The sequence below is a fragment of the Terriglobales bacterium genome, assembly GCA_035624475.1.
GTDB lineage: Bacteria > Acidobacteriota > Terriglobia > Terriglobales > Acidobacteriaceae > DASPRL01.
Map to the genome: position 1 here is coordinate 1 of DASPRL010000187.1, position 13,546 is coordinate 13,546.

General features: G+C 67.6%; 12 protein-coding genes. 4 read left to right on the top strand and 8 right to left on the bottom strand.

Annotated elements, in window-relative coordinates:
- The 5 genes from VEG08_07770 to VEG08_07790 all read right to left on the bottom strand — a co-directional run.
- A partial coding sequence (locus tag VEG08_07770; GenBank protein ID HXZ27885.1) for a M13 family metallopeptidase occupies positions 1-1,958 on the bottom strand: 1,958 nt, incomplete at its 3' end.
- A 65-nt stretch (positions 1,959-2,023) separates the two neighbouring features.
- Positions 2,024-3,742, bottom strand: coding sequence for a thiamine pyrophosphate-binding protein (locus VEG08_07775; protein ID HXZ27886.1), 1,719 nt, complete (start codon positions 3,740-3,742; stop codon positions 2,024-2,026).
- On the bottom strand, positions 3,739-5,244 hold the full coding sequence (locus tag VEG08_07780; protein ID HXZ27887.1) for a GMC family oxidoreductase: 1,506 nt from the start codon (positions 5,242-5,244) through the stop codon (positions 3,739-3,741). Before VEG08_07780 ends, VEG08_07775 begins: the two co-directional genes overlap by 4 nt.
- Complete coding sequence (locus VEG08_07785; protein ID HXZ27888.1) at positions 5,241-5,645, bottom strand: gluconate 2-dehydrogenase subunit 3 family protein; 405 nt, start codon at positions 5,643-5,645, stop codon at positions 5,241-5,243. Before VEG08_07785 ends, VEG08_07780 begins: the two co-directional genes overlap by 4 nt.
- A 33-nt stretch (positions 5,646-5,678) precedes the next feature.
- Positions 5,679-6,275, bottom strand: a complete 597-nt coding sequence (locus VEG08_07790) for a cysteine dioxygenase family protein (protein ID HXZ27889.1) — start codon at positions 6,273-6,275, stop codon at positions 5,679-5,681.
- Positions 6,276-6,370: 95 nt separating this feature from the next.
- On the opposite strand from VEG08_07790, the gene VEG08_07795 reads away from it, so the two are divergent.
- Together VEG08_07795 and VEG08_07800 are read left to right on the top strand one after the other, a co-directional pair.
- The gene (locus VEG08_07795; protein HXZ27890.1) at positions 6,371-7,471 is read left to right on the top strand and encodes an efflux RND transporter periplasmic adaptor subunit; all 1,101 of its coding nucleotides are present in this window, start codon (positions 6,371-6,373) and stop codon (positions 7,469-7,471) included.
- A gap of 30 nt (positions 7,472-7,501) precedes the next feature.
- Positions 7,502-10,621: a multidrug efflux RND transporter permease subunit gene (locus tag VEG08_07800; GenBank protein HXZ27891.1), complete on the top strand. Its 3,120-nt coding sequence runs from the start codon at positions 7,502-7,504 to the stop codon at positions 10,619-10,621.
- Positions 10,622-10,642: 21 nt separating this feature from the next.
- Here the strand turns inward: VEG08_07800 and VEG08_07805 are convergent, their stop codons facing one another.
- Both VEG08_07805 and VEG08_07810 read right to left on the bottom strand, forming a co-directional pair.
- Positions 10,643-10,981 carry a hypothetical protein gene (locus VEG08_07805; protein HXZ27892.1) on the bottom strand — a complete coding sequence of 113 codons (339 nt, stop codon included), beginning with the start codon at positions 10,979-10,981 and terminating at the stop codon, positions 10,643-10,645.
- 102 nt (positions 10,982-11,083) lie between these two features.
- On the bottom strand, positions 11,084-11,581 hold the full coding sequence (locus VEG08_07810; GenBank protein HXZ27893.1) for a zinc ribbon domain-containing protein: 498 nt from the start codon (positions 11,579-11,581) through the stop codon (positions 11,084-11,086).
- 73 nt (positions 11,582-11,654) lie between these two features.
- On the opposite strand from VEG08_07810, the gene VEG08_07815 reads away from it, so the two are divergent.
- Positions 11,655-11,957: an MGMT family protein gene (locus VEG08_07815; protein HXZ27894.1), complete on the top strand. Its 303-nt coding sequence runs from the start codon at positions 11,655-11,657 to the stop codon at positions 11,955-11,957.
- A 166-nt stretch (positions 11,958-12,123) separates the two neighbouring features.
- Positions 12,124-12,768: a hypothetical protein gene (locus VEG08_07820; GenBank protein HXZ27895.1), complete on the top strand. Its 645-nt coding sequence runs from the start codon at positions 12,124-12,126 to the stop codon at positions 12,766-12,768.
- A 7-nt stretch (positions 12,769-12,775) separates the two neighbouring features.
- On the opposite strand, the gene mscL is transcribed toward VEG08_07820, so the two are convergent.
- Entirely contained in the window at positions 12,776-13,321 is a 546-nt protein-coding gene (gene mscL / locus VEG08_07825; GenBank protein HXZ27896.1) for a large conductance mechanosensitive channel protein MscL, read from the bottom strand.
- Between the last annotated feature and the right edge of the window lie 225 nt (positions 13,322-13,546).

The window sequence follows — 13,546 nt, forward strand, 5'->3', positions numbered from 1 at the left end:
GCCTTCGCGAACCACGGCATGTTCGACAGCGGGCCGATCACGCGGTACTTGGCGACCGGGTGCGGGTCGCCCTGGACCATGCTGCGCGCGAACTCCGGGCGGACGGCGTCGCCGCGGAACTGGCCCCAGGCGATGAAGAACTGCTGGTCGGGGGTGAAGCCGTCGAGGGTGGGCGCCGGCGGCTTGCCCTGCAAGGACAGGTGGAAGGCGACATAAGCGATCTTGGCGCCGGCCAGGTCGCCGATGGACTCGCCCAGCACCAGCTTGCCCTGGTGATGGATGCCGGGCTCGATGAAGTAGTGGTCGAACTGGTCGACCACGCACTGGGTGCGCGCCTGGAAGCGCTTGAGGTCGTCGGCGGTCCACCAGTTGTTGAGCGCGCCCACGGCATCGAACTGCGCACCCTGATCGTCGAAGCCGTGGCTGATCTCGTGGCCGATGACCACGCCGATGGAGCCGTAGTTGACGGCGTCGACCGCGTTCATATCGAAGGCGGGGGGCTGCAGGATGCCGGCGGGGAAGACGATCTCGTTGAGCTGGGCATTGTAGTAAGCGTTGGAGGTGGGCGGGGTCATGCCCCAGCGGCCGCGGTCCACCGGCTTGCCGATTTGGGCGCGGTCGTCGTCCACGTTGAACCTGCTGGCGGCCACTACGTCGTCGAAGTAGGAGTCCCGCGAGATGGGGACGTGGCTGTAGTCCTTCCACTTGTCGGGATAGCCGACCTTGACGTTGAAGGTGGCTAGTTTCTCCAGGGCCTTCTTCTTGGTCTCCGGGCTCATCCACTCCAGCCCCTGGATGGTCTGCTTCATGGCCAGCAGCAAATTCTGCACCATCTCCTGGGTGCGCTTCTTGGCCTCGGGCGGGAAGTACTTCTTGACATACGCCTGCCCCAGCGCCTCGCCCAGCAACTGGTCTTCGGATTCGGCGCAGCGCTTCCAGCGAGGCTTCATCTCGGTGGCGCCGGAGAGGTAGCGGCCGTAGAAGTTGAAGCTCTCCTCGACGAAGGGGGCGGAGAGCGAGTCGGCGGCGGCGTGCAGGAGCTGCCACTTGAGATAGGTCTTCCAGTCGGCCAGCGGGGTCTCGCGCAATTGGCGGTCCACTTCCGCCATGAACGCGGGCTGATCGACGTTGAGGGCCTCGGGCGGGATGTGTGTAGCCGCGAAGTACGCCGTCCAGTCGAAGTGCGGGGTCATCTTCTGCAGGTCCGCGATGCTGGTCTTGTGGTCGGTGGCCTTGGGATCGCGCAGGGCGACGTTGTCGAGCGAGGCCTTGGCCAGATCCGTTTCCATCCTGAAGACGGTGTCGGAGGCGGCCTGGGCGTCGGCCTCGCTGTAGCCCGCCAGCTTGAACATGTTGGCGAGGTGGACGCGGTACTTGGCACGCGCGTCCTGGAAGCGCTGCTCGGGCTTCAGGTAGTAGTCGCGGTCGGGAAGGCCCAGGCCGCTGGCGTACACGTCGGCGATCACCTGCGTGGGATTGTGATTGTCCTGAGCGCCGTAAAGTCCGAAGGGAGCGGTCACGCCCAGGTCGTGCAGGCGCTCGATCATGCGCTGCACGTCGGCGGGACCTTTCATGGCATCGACGTCGGCGAGCAGCGGTTTGAGGGGCGCCAAGCCGAGCTCGTTCACGCGCTTCTCGTCCATGCAGGCGGCGTAGTAGTCGCCGATGAGCTGATCGACGCTGCCCTTGGTCCAGTCCTGCTTCTGCGCGATGGGCTCGAGGATGTCCTTGAGCTGCTCCTTGTTGTTCTCGCCCGCCTGCCAGCGGCGGCTCCAGCGGTCCATGTAGGAGGGGATGGGGTTCTGGGCGCGCCAGGCGCCGTTGGCGTAGTCGAAGAAATTGGTACAGGGATCAGCCTTGCGGTCCATGTCCTGTGTCAGGACGCCGTGCTGGGCGGACTGGGCGAAAGCGGCGAGCGAGAGAAAGAGGCTGAGCAGGAAGGCAGTGAGGGTTCGCATACGATTCTCCTGAAGACCTCTAACTACACGAAAGAGGAGGCGAGGGTCAAGGAGGCTGGGACGGACTAAGTGAGCTTCCGGCCCAGGGCGCGGGCCAGGAAGCGCACGCGGTCGGCGAGCGGCAGGCGCGCGGCCATGACCTTCACCACGCCGCGCGTGAAGTAGGTCTTCTCGGAATAGTCGATGGCGACGTCCACTACCACCGGGCGCTTCGATTGCGCGACCGCCTCCGCCTTGCGCACCACGCCCTCCACCTGGGCGTTGCTGTCGAGCGCCAGGCACTCGACGCCCACGCCGCGGCAGAGCGCGGCCAGGTCGTAGCCTGGCAGCTCGCTGCAGGTCTTGCGATCGAGGACGGTCTGCTGGAACTGCGCGATCTGCGCCAGCTCACGGTCGCGCAGCACGAAAACCATCACCGGAAGCCGGTTCTGGGCGGCGGTCAGCAGTTCCAGGCCGGTCATGAGGAAGGCGCCGTCGCCGGGCAGCGCGACCACGGGGCGGCCGGGGCAGGCCAGCGCCGCGCCCAGCGCTGCGGGCAGGGAATAGCCCATGCAGGAATAATCCACGGGCGCCAGGAAAGAACGCTGGTTCTTGAGACGCAGGCATTCCATGGCCAGGAAGGTGCCGTTGCCGCTGTCGGTGGAGTAGACGACGTCGGGGCCTAACACCGCTTGCAGCGTCTTCAACAGAAGCGGCGGCCAGACGCGGCCGGCGTCCTGCGGCGTAGCCCAACCTTCCCACACCTCGGCATGGCCGGCGCGGATGGACTCGCGCAGGCCAGGGTCGGGGCCGCGCGGCGGGAGCGAGGGCAGCAGGGCCGCGATGAACGCGGCGGCGTCGGAGACGATGGGAAGCTCGGCGGGAAAGTTCCTGTTCAGCACTGCAGGATCGACGTCCACATGCACCAGCGGGCCGCGGGGCTCGACGCCGTAGCCGGCGGTGCCCACCTCGGAAAAGCGGCAGCCGATGGCCAGCGTGAGGTCGCATCCGGAGACGATCTTCTGCACGAAGGGAGGCGCAGCCTCTCCGAAGCCGCACCACAGCCACAGCGGGTGATCCTCGGGGAAGACGCTCTTGCCCTGGATGCTGGTGGTCACGGGCGCTTCCAGGCACTCGGCGAGCGCGACCAGGTCGTGCCCGGCCGCGGCGGCGCCGGCGCCCAGATAGAGGAGCGGGTGGCGGCTGGCCGTCAGCAGCGCGCGCAGTTGATCGAGCTGCTGGGGGCGAGGCGCGGGCAGCGGCGCCAAGGCTTCCGGTGCGGTCTCGAAGCCGGGCTCGTGGCGGGTGAGGTAGTGGTCCACGGGGACCTCGACCATCACCGGGCCGAAGGGCGGCGTGAGAGCGAGACGGCAGGCGCGGCGGATGGCGGCGTAGATCTCCGACCCCTGCGCGGGACGGAACTGCGCCTTGGTGACGGGGCGGGCGATGGCCATCTGGTCGACGTCGTGCAACTGGTAGCCCTTGGTGGTGTGCAGGCGGATGCCGCAGGAGAGCACCAGCATGGGCACGCCGTCGAGGAAGGCTTCGGCGATGCCCGACATGGCGTGCGTCAAGCCGGCGCCGGGCACCAGGTTCACCGCGGCCAGCTTACCGGAGGCGCGGGCGTAGCCGTCGGCCATGAAGGAGGCGCTCTGCTCGTCGGTGACCAGCAGGGGGCGCACACGGGCGGAGCGGGCCAGGGAATCGTACAGCTCGATGTTGTGGGTGCCGGGGATGCCGAAGGTGAACTCGATGCCTTCGTCTTCCAGGGCGCGCACGGCGATGTCGCCGCCGGTCATCTTCATAGCAGGGAGGCCGCCTCCTGGCGGATGGTCTCGGCCACGCGGTCGGCGAGGGCCATGATGGTCAAGTAGGGATTGATCTCGACCGAGTTGGGGAAGAGGCTGGCGTCGGCGACGAAGAGCCAGGGCTGGCCATGGACGCGGCCGTTGGGATCGGTGACCGAGTCCTGCGGGCTGCGTCCCATGCCGCAGCCCCCCTGCAGGTGGGCTGCGGAGATGGAGGTCTTGCCGGGGACGACGGCACAGGTCTTAGCCAGCTCTTCCAGGCGCTCGGGCGAGCAGGTTTCGACGGTAGGATCCTGCGCGACCGGGACGTGGGCACGCAGCGCGCCCGCGGCGAAGAAGATCTTGGCCGAGGTGATAGCGCCGCGGATGAGCCCCCTCATTGTCTCGGGCGTGAAGCGGTAGTGCACCACGGGGCGGCCGTCGCGGTCCACGCTGACGCGGTTGTGCTCGTTCACGTGGTCGCAGGCCAGCACCAGGATCATCTGCAGCCGCGGAAAGGCGCGCAGGAAGGAGCTGTGCGCCTCCCCGAAGCCCTCCAGGCTCTTGGCGGTGATGAAGGGGAAGTACATGCAGGTCTCGAGCACGAAGCGCTCGCTCTCCGCGAATTGGTCGAGGTAGTAGCTCTTGGGGTGGCCGACGAAGTTGGTGATGGGCTGCGGGTGCTCAGCCACCAGGATGAAAGCAGGATGGCAGGTGAAGCCGTGGCCCAAGCGGGGCAAGCCGTCGCCCAGGCCGGAGCGCAGCAGCAGGGCGGGAGAGTTGACGGCGCTGGCGGCCACGACCACCACCCGGGCGTCGATCTCGTAGTCCCCAGGCGCCCAGGAGGAAGGCTGGCCCTTCGCGCCTTCCGGCTTGGGCGTCACCCGCGCAAAGACCTTCTTCTCCCCCAGGCGCAGCACCTCGCAGCGCGTGACCACCTCCACGCCGTTGCGCTCGGCGGCGGGAAGCTGCACGCGGTTGGTGCCTAGCTTGGCCTGGTTGGGGCAGCCCAGGTTGCACAGGCTGGAGCCGCGGCATCCCTTGATGTTCACCGGGAACTGCTCGGCGCGGTAGCCCAAGCGGCGGCAGCCTTCCACGAACAGGCGATTGTTCTGGTTGATCTCGGAGTCGGGAAGCGGGTGGACGTTGTTCTGCTCTTTGTACTTGGCGGCACGGCGGGTGATCTCGTCGAGGGTGAGGCCGGGGACGTTCCAGCCCGCGATCACGCGCTCCGGCGGCAGCAGGGAAGTGCCGGTATAGACGACGGTCGAGCCGCCGTAGGCGCAGCCGAAGGCCAGGGTCATGGTGCGGTCGGCGGTGAGAAAGCCGCCGCCGTCGCCGTAGAGCGCCTGCGACATCTCCACTTCCTTGCCGGTGAACTCGTCGTCGCGGAGCTTGGGGCCTTTTTCGAGGACCAGGATGCGCGCGCCCTTGGCGCACAGCGGGGAGAGTTCCTGAGCGACGGTGCCGCCGCCCGCACCCGAGCCGATGATGACGATGTCGTAGCTGTGGCGGGTCATCGCACCGCCTCCCAGCCGCGGGGTTCGGCGCGCCAGCCGATAGCGCGAGCGGCGGCGGGGCGCCCGTAGTAGCCGAGCAGGGCCAGCGTGCGCAAGCCCCAGAAGCCCAGGCGGACGGACTGGAGAGAGTGGTTCTCCAAGCGGGTGAGGCAGCGGGCGCGGCGCGTGGGCTCAAGCGCGGTAAAGCGATGTCCGAAGCGCAGCACCGGCAGCCACTGGAGGAAGCGCAGCGCGATCCGGAGCTGGCGCTGGAGCGCAGCGGGGCGCTCGCGCAGCACCTCTTCGACCAGCGCTTCCACCTCCGCCCATTGGGACTCGTCGCAGGCGGCGGCCTCCGGCACGATGGTCGAGACGAAGGCGCAGAAGATGGAACGAACCGGGGCGAGCACGGCCGGCGGCATGGGTTGGCATCTTAGGCGGGGGCTGCGCCGAGGTCAATGCGCGCCGGTGAGCACCCCGCCCACCGAGTTGTAGTGCAGCCGGATGGTGCCGCAGGTCTGCTGTTCCTCGGAGTAGACGTCGCAAGTGTCGAAGGGGCGGGAGTAGATGTGCAGGGTGACGGCGCGCTGCTGGAACTCGCGCGGATTGCAGACGGAGTGCACCGGCTCAAGCGGATTGACGGCCATCGGGTTGGAGGCGTCCATCTCCACCTGATCGGTCTTCTGGATGCTGCACTTGCCCGCCTTCAGGTCCTGGGAGAGGACGCGGTAGTTCTGCACCAGGAGGCGGCCGATGGGGGCGATCATCCAGCAGTTCTGCTCGCGATGGTTGTGGACGGAGCTGGCCTGTCCGATCTCCCAGCAGATGGCGATGAGCTCGTAGAGCTCGGTCTTGTCGATCAGGTTCCGGGTGTAGTGCTGGCTGTCCCAGAAGAAATAGGGCTCGAGACTGGCGGGCAGGACGGGATGCTCGCGGGCGAAGGCGAGCACGGGAGCGGTGTTCCCGAAGGCGGCGGCAGGCAGCTTGTGCAGTTCGGCGACGAAATCCTGGATGGCGATGGGCTGAACGCGCTGGCCGGCAGTTGCGCTCATGGGGCACCTCCGCTCGCGGATTGTAGCGCGTCCAGCCTCGGCGCGGTACTCCGACCCCTCGCGCGAGGGGGAGGGAAGTGGTAGGGTACAGGAGAATGGCGAGGATCGAGCGGCAATCCGGGAAGATGACGGGCTTGTTGCTGGCCGTGGTGGTGACGATGTTGGCCGCGGGCTGCTCCCGCCAAGGCGATCCTAACGCAGGCGGGCCGCCGGCCACGCCCGTCACGATCGAAGCCGCGCGCTCCGTCACCATCCAGGACACCACGGAATACGTAGCCCAGCTCAAATCGCGCAACTCGGCCGTGCTGATGCCGCAGGTCGAGGGCCAAGTGGTCGAGATCTACGTGCACTCGGGCGACCGGGTGGCCGCGGGCGCGCCCCTCATGCAGATCGACCCGCTGAAGCAGCAGGCCACGGTGCGCAGCCAGGAAGACACGCGCACCGCCAAGCAGGCGGCGGTGGTCTACGCGCGCCAGCAGTACGAGCGCACCAAGGGTCTGTACGAGGCGCAGGTGGCCAGCAAGCAGGACCTGGACTCGGCCAAGTCGGCGCTGGATTCGGCAGAAGCGGAATTGCGGGCGCTGGACGCGCAGGTCCGGGAGCAGCAGGTACAACTGCACTACTACAAGGTGGTGGCGCCCACGGCGGGCATTGTGGGCGACATCCCGGTGCGGGTGGGCGACCGGGTCACCACCTCGACCGTGCTGACCACGGTGGACAAGCCGGGCCCGCTCGAGGCTTACGTGGAGGTCCCGGTGGAGCGCTCCGCGCAGCTCAAGCTGGGGATGCCGCTGGAGATCCTGGACTCCGGGGACAACGTGGTGGCCCGGAGCAAGGTGGACTTCATCTCGCCCGAGGTCAGCAACCAGACGCAGACCGTCCTGGTGAAGTCGAACCTCGCCAATCCCGAGGGCAAGCTGCGGACGGCGCAGTTCATCCGCGCGCGGGCGGTCTGGGGGACGAGGCAGGCGCCGGTGGTACCGGTGCTGGCGGTGGAGCGGCTGAGCGGGCAGTACTTCGCCTTCGTCGCCGAGCCCAGCGGCAAGGGCCTGGTGGCGCGGCAACGGCCGCTCAAGCTGGGCGAGATCGTGGGGAACGACTACGTGGTGCTGGAGGGCCTGCAGCCCGGCGACCGCCTTATCGTCTCCGGTGGGCAGAGCCTGGTGGACGGGGCGCCGGTCACGGCGGCGCAGTAAGTTCTCGTTGTTTCAGGGCACGGCAGATCCATGTTCGTTGACTTCTTCATCCGGCGGCCGATCTTCGCGACCGTCTGCGCCTTGCTGATCATCCTGGCGGGGGCGGTGTCGGTGCCCACGCTGCCGGTGGCGCAGTTTCCCACCCTGGCGCCGCCGCAGGTCTCGGTGAGCAGCTTCTACAACGGGGCCAGCGCGCAGACGGTGGAGTCGGCGGTGACTACCCCGCTGGAAGAGCAGATCAACGGGGTCGAGGGCATGAAGTACATGACCTCGACCAGCGGCAACGACGGCTCCAGCAACATCACCGTGACCTTCGACCTCAACCGCAGCGTTGACCTGGCGGCGGTGGACATCGAGAACCGGGTCAACATCGCGCAGGGGCGGCTGCCCGGGCAGGTGCGCACCAACGGCGTCATCATCACCAAGAGCTCCAGCAACTTCGTCTTCGCCGCCGCTTTCTATTCGGACGACAAGCGCTACGACAACCTGTTCATCTCGAACTACCTGGACGTGTACGTGCGCGACGCGCTCAAGCGTGTGCCGGGAGTGGCCGACGTCTTCATCTTCGGGGAACGGCGGTACTCGATGCGGCTGTGGCTGGACCCGGTGCGCATGGCCAGCCGCGGGCTGACCGCCACCGACGTGGTCAATGCGCTGGAAGAGCAGAACGTGCCGGTGGCGGCGGGGCAGGTGGGGCAGCAGCCGGCGCCCCCGACCCAGGCCTACCAGATCAGCGTGCGCGCGGTGGGGCGGCTCACCGATCCCGGGCAGTTCGACAACCTCATCCTCAAGACCGCGCCTGACGGCACCCTGGTGCGGCTGCGCGACGTCGGCCACGCCGAACTGGGCGCCGAGGACTATGGCGGCCGGCTGGACTACAACGGACGCGAGGCCATGGGCGTGGGCGTCACTCAGCTCTCCAACGCCAACGCCCTGGAGGTGGACCGGGCGGCCCTGGCGGAGCTACAGCGCCTCTCCAAGAGCTTTCCCCCGGGCCTGAAGTACCAGGTCGCCTTCGACACCACCGACGTCGTGGGGGAATCCATCGCCGATGTGCTCATCACCCTGGGCGAGGCCATCGGGCTGGTGATCCTGGTGATCTTCCTCTTCCTGGAGGACTGGCGCAGCACGCTCATCCCGGCGGCCACCATTCCGGTGTCGCTGGTGGGGACCTTCACCTTCGTCAAGCTGCTGGGCTTCTCCATCAATACTCTGACGCTGTTCGGCATCACCCTGGCCACGGGGCTGGTGGTGGACGACGCCATCGTGGTCATCGAGAACATTCAGCGGCACATCAGCGAGGGGGAGAAGGACCCGTACCGGGCGGCCTCGGCGGCCATGAAAGAGGTGACGGGAGCGGTGATCGCGACCTCGCTGGTGCTGGTGTCGGTGTTCGTGCCGGTGGCCTTCTTCCCCGGGACCACCGGCATCCTCTTCCGGCAGTTTGCGCTGACCATCGCCTTCTCCATCTCCATCTCCGCCTTCAACGCGCTCACGCTGACGCCGGCGCTCTCGGCGCTGCTGCTGGGGCGGGCCCACGCGCACGGCGCCTTCTTTTCGGCTGTCGATCGGCTGGTGAAGAGCACTACCGAGGCCTACCGCGCCTCGCTGCGGCGCATCCTCGAGCACAAGGGCGTGGCGCTGGTGCTCTTCTTCCTGGGGCTGGGAGCGGCCTACCTGGTCTACACGCGGGTGCCCAAGGGCTTCGTCCCGGCGGAAGACCAGGGCTACTTCATCATCCAGGTGCAGGCGCCGCAGGGCGCGTCGCTGCAGTACACCGCGAAGATCGAAGAGCAGGTGACGGCAGCGCTGAGCCGGGAAAAAGACATTATCGGCATCTTCGCGGTGAGCGGCTTCAGCTTCGGAGGCAGCGCCCCCAACCGCGGGCTGGTCTTCGCTACCCTGCAGTCGTTCGGAAAGCGCAAGAGCGAAGAGCACTCGGCGGACGCCATCATCCAGCGGCTGCGCGGCCCGCTCTCCAAGATCGTGGGCGCCGACGTGGTGGCCTTCTCACCGCCGGCGGTGCAAGGGCTGGGCGAGTTCGGAGGCTTCCAGTACGTGCTGGAGGACCGCACCGGGCACGATCCGCAGCAACTGGCCAAGGTCGCACAGGGGCTGATCGGACGGAGCCGCCAGCGCCCCGAGATCGCGGTGCTGTTCACCAGTTTCACCGCCAACGATCCCCAGTTCGTGGTGACCCTGGAGCGGGAGAAGGCCAAGGCCATGCACGTGCCCCTGAGCCAGATCGCCGATGCGCTGCAGGTCTATATGGGCTCGGAGTACGTCAACGACTTCGACTTCAACAACCGCGCCTACCGGGTGTACGTGCAGGCCGACCCGCGCTTCCGCTCCAGCCCCCAGGACATCCGCCAGTACTACGTCCGCTCCGACACCGGCGAGATGGTCCCGCTGGACAACCTGGTAAAGGTCGCGGAGGACACCACGCCGCAAGTCATCAGCCACTACAACCTGTTCCGCTCGGCGGAGCTGGACGGAGCGGCCGGGCCGGGCTACAGCTCGGGCCAGGCCATCGCTGCCATGGAAGACCTGAGCCGGAAGACGCTGCCCCCGGGCTTCAGCTTCGAGTGGACGGGACTGTCGCTGGAGGAACTGCAGTCGGGCGGGCAGGCGGCCCTGCTCTTCGGCCTGGGCCTGCTGGTGGTCTACCTGACGCTGGCGGCGCAGTACGAGAGCTTCTCGCTGCCCTTCATCATTCTGCTGGCTGTGCCCATGGCGCTGCTGGGAGCGGTGGGCGCGCAGTGGCTGCGCGGGCTGGAAAACGACGTCTACTGCCAGATCGGGCTGGTGATGCTGATCGGGCTGGCCAGCAAGAACGCCATCCTGATCGTGGAGTTCGCCGAGCAGTTGCGCGAGAAGCGCGGGCTCTCGACCCTGGAGGCGGCGATCGAGGCCGCCCGCATCCGCCTAAGACCCATCCTCATGACCTCCTTCGCCTTCATCCTGGGAGTCGTGCCGCTGGTCATTGCCTCGGGCGCGGGCAAGGCGGGGCGGCACTCGGTGGGCACCACCGTCTTCGGTGGCATGATCGCGTCCACCCTGCTCAACCTGTTCTTCATCCCTGTGCTCTACCTAGTGGTCAAGGGGCTGACCGGCAAGGTGCGGCCGCACCGCTTCTCCCCACCCGAGTAAGGACCTTCCTCTCCCGCGCGCTCAGCGGATAGCGGCGGAGAAATCGTAGCGACCAAGATAGATGGGCGAGGAGACGGGCGGCTCGGTGGTAGTGCTGTCCATGGGATAGGGCTGCGCGTTCAGAGTGGGGAAGCCCCAGATGTTGCCCGTGGTCATGTCCACCATGACTTTGCCCAGCACCTGGCGGCGGCCATCGGGCGAGCGCACCATGGTGGTTCCGGGCTCGATGTAGAAGGGATAGACGCTGGGCGGTGTGGCTGCGGCCGCGGGCGCAGGAACGGCCAGCGGGTGCAGGGCGATCAAGCCGAGAAAGACGACGATCAGGGTGAGCAGGGCCTTGGTGAGAAGATCGGGCTTCATGGGAGCCTCCGTGGGCTCCCATGGTACAGGACGCAGCAGAACTGAAGCCGGCCTGTGCGCCGGCCTGGATCCGCGGGCCAGGAAGGCCCTGACCTCCACCGCCTAGGCTGCGTGAGCGCGCTGCAACTCGCGATACTCCTGGCCGGCGTTGGGCGCGAGCAGCACCCACAGGGTATAGATTCCCAGGGCGGTGCCCAGCGGCACGTGCAGCAATTCGAGGAAGCCGAGTACCAGGGTCAGGGTGCGGGCCCAGGGCTGCTTCTGCAGGAGTCCCCAACCTGCCATGAAGCTGGCGATGGCCTTCAGCAGCAGGTAGACCGCCAGGACGGTGAACAGGCCCAGAAAGAACTCCGGCCCTACCGGTGGCCCCGCCATCTGGCCCACCCTCATCATCAACGTGTGGCCCAGGACGTAGAGCATGCCGGCGCCCAGCAGGTGAACGGCCGCTGCCGCCATCCAGAGGATGGCCAGGAGGTTAAGGTGGCGTTCCACGCGGCCGGGAGCGACCGGGGTGACGATGGCCATGCCCAACTGGCGTCCGCACGAAGGACAGAACTTCTGGCCCGCCTGCAAGGGGGCGCCACATCCTTCACAGAACATTCCGCACCTCCGGTACGTAGTCGTGCTAGCCAAGGATACGCGTCCTGGGCCAAGATAGTTCCCCTGGGAGACCATGAAAATGCTGGAGCGGCTGCGAGCCCAGGTGCGCCGGATCCCGCGGGGACGGGTGGCCACTTACGGCGAGGTGGCGCGGGCGGCCGGATTCCCGGGGGCGGCGCGGCAGGTGGCCTGGGCGCTGCACGCTTCCCGCGGGCTGCCCTGGCAGCGGGTGGTGGGATCCGGCGGACGCATCCTGCTGCGTGGCGAGGCCGGGCTGGAGCAGCGGCTGCGGCTGGAGGCCGAGGGCGTGCGCTTCCAAGGGGCGCGCGTCCCCATGAAGCAGTACGGGCACAGCTTTTCCCGCAGGCGGCGCTGACGCCTTCCCAATTCGGTTCTAGCCCTTCCGCCCCTCGACGCGTATACTTCCACTCCTGCATTTGAGGGGTAGGAAAAACTGCGATGCGCGCGGCCCGTGCTCGACCCGCGTCGCACCGGGAAACCAAGGTGTTCTGACCATGGCTCGTGGCCGACTCGCGATTCTGGTGACTGCGCTCTTGCTGCTGACCAGCGTGCTGGGATGGGCGCAGGGCCCCAACCCGCTGCCGGATGCCCCTTCGGCGAGCCCGGCGCCCGCCGTACCGCAGGCGGCCGGCGGCGGCAGCCAGCCCTACACTCCGCTCACGCCGCAGCAGAAATTCGAGCTTTTCGGCAGACGGACCGTCGATCCCTATTTCGTGGTCGGGGCGGCGGCGGGGGCCGGGATCTCGCAAGCCGCCGACACCAACCCCGGTTACGGCCAGGGCGGGGAGGGCTACGCCAAGCGTTTCGGGGCGGCGGTGGCCGACGAAGCCTCCAGCAACTTCTTTGGGACCTTCCTCTATCCCACCATCTTCCACCAGGACCCGCGCTACTTCCCCAAAGGGAAGGGATACACCGGCGGCGAGCGCGTGGGCTACGCCGTCAGCCGGGTGTTCGTCACCCGCACCGACTCCGGGGGCAGCACCTTCAACATCTCACGGGTGCTGGGCAGCCTGACCTCGGCCACGCTCTCCAACGTCTATTATTCCGTGCACGAGCAGACGGGGGCGAAGACGGCCGAGCGCTTTGGCATCAACCTGGCCGCGCAGGCGGGCTTCAATGTCCTGCGCGAGTTCTGGCCGGGCATCTTCCACAAGAAGGACAAGTAGCGGCAGCCTACCCGGCGGACGCGGGCGGCGCTCCCAACTCCGAGGTGCACTGAGCGCAGCGCGTGGCCTTCAGCGGGATGCTCGACAGGCAGTAAGGGCACTCCTTGGTGGTCGGCGCCGGCGCCTCCTGCAGGCGCCGGAAGCGGTTCACCTGCCGCACCAGCAGGAAGATGGCGAACGCCACCAGCAGAAAATTGAAGATGTTGTTGAGGAAGACGCCGTAGTTGAGCGTGGGGGCGGCGGCCGCCTTGGCCGCGGCCAGCGTGTCGAAGTGCTTGCCGGTGAGACTGAGGAAGAGGTTGCTGGCATCCACGTGGCCGAGCAGCAGGCCCAGGGGCGGCATGAGGATGTCGTCCACGAACGAGGTCACGATGCGTCCGAAGGCCACGCCCAGCACGATGCCCACCGCCATGTCGAGCACGCTGCCGCGCAGCGCGAACTCCTTGAAGTCGCGAAGGAACTTGGGGCCTCCCACCTTGAGTACCGCGCCGGGGCTGCTGATGTTGATGGGCATCCCGGCAAGTGAAAACCTGTCCTGCGATTGATTGATCACAGAGCACCTCCTCCGTCGCCAGCGTCCTCGGCTGTCAAATGGACTCATGGCATCGTGCCAACGTGCGGGCCAGGGTGTCAACCGCGCCGGGATTCAGGCTTTGGCGAGGGAGGCGGCGCGGCCGCGCGGCAGGTAGGGATGAGCGGTGATCTGGCCGCGGAACTCCTTGTCCCAGCGCCCGGGGAGCAAGGCGCCGCACTTGGGGCAACCGCCCTCGGGCGTGAG